The following is a 1,231-nucleotide window of genomic DNA, read 5'->3' as shown; positions in this document are numbered from 1 at the left end:
GAACTTAACCTAATGAACCGCCGTATACCGAACGGTACGTACGGTGGTGTGAGAGGTCGGTAGATGAATTAATCATCTACCTCCTACTCGATTTACAAATAGATTATAAAAGTATGTACTTTTTTTATATATTTGTTAATGATAAAATAAAACGTAGTTGATATTTTTGTACTGAATTGAAAAATTGCTATTTGTAATAAATTTAAAATATAACTTTGTAGGTGATGACATTGATAATAGAAAAAGCAGCTGTAAAACCATTTGTTAAATGGGCAGGAGGGAAAGGGCAATTAATCCCTGTTATTAGTAATAAATTACCAATCGAATTAAAACAAAATAAAATAAAAAAATATATTGAACCTTTTGTAGGAGGAGGAGCTGTTTTATTTTATTTATTAGAAAACTATACTTTTGATAAAGTTATAATAAATGATGTAAATGAGGATTTAACCAATGTTTACAGGATTATAAAAAATGATGTTGAATTTTTAATAAATGAACTTAGGAAAATATCTGATGAATATTTGTCTTTAAATGATGATGATAGGAAAGAGTATTACTATGAAGTAAGAAAGAAATTTAATAGTAATTTATTAGATGGGTTAAAGAAAGCGGCATATTTTATTTTTTTAAACAGGACTTGTTATAATGGGCTATATAGAGTAAATAAAAAAGGAGAGTTTAATGTACCGCATGGGAAATATAAGAATCCTCTGATATTAGATGAAGAAAATCTATTAAATGTGTCAAAGGTATTGCAGAGCATTCAAATACTCAATGGAGACTTTGAAAATATTGAAAAATATGTAGATGAGAGTACGTTTGTATATTTTGACCCACCTTATAGACCTTTAAATGCTACTTCGAGTTTTACTTCTTATCAAAAATGTAGTTTTAATGATGATGAACAGATAAGATTAGCAAAACTATATCATAAATTGCATGAAAAAGGAGCTAAGTTGATGTTAAGCAATTCTGACCCTAAAAATGTAAATGAAAACGATAATTTTTTTGATGATTTATATAGAGATTTTAATATTTTTAGGGTAGATGCAAAAAGAAATATAAATTCTAAAGGTAATGGAAGAGGGAAGATAAAGGAGCTATTAATTACAAATTATTAAGGGGGATATTGGAGAATGAGATATTTGTCAACTTATAAAAAGCTAGGGTTAAAAAATAAAGAAGAGGCTAATTAACAGTTACAAAATATTTATAAAAACTTATAAAA

1 protein-coding gene is annotated in these 1,231 nt (G+C 26.6%); it reads left to right on the top strand.

Going from position 1 to position 1,231, the window contains the following annotated elements:
- Nucleotides 1-230 precede the first annotated feature (230 nt).
- On the top strand, nucleotides 231-1,124 hold the full coding sequence (locus BUB51_RS12605; protein WP_278294556.1) for a DNA adenine methylase: 894 nt from the start codon (nucleotides 231-233) through the stop codon (nucleotides 1,122-1,124).
- The last annotated feature ends 107 nt before the right edge of the window (nucleotides 1,125-1,231 follow it).

This window comes from Caloranaerobacter azorensis DSM 13643 (genome assembly GCF_900129995.1).
GTDB lineage: Bacteria > Bacillota > Clostridia > Tissierellales > Thermohalobacteraceae > Caloranaerobacter > Caloranaerobacter azorensis.
The sequence above is the reverse complement of the archived record's forward strand: the minus strand, read 5'-3'. Positions and strand labels throughout refer to the sequence as shown.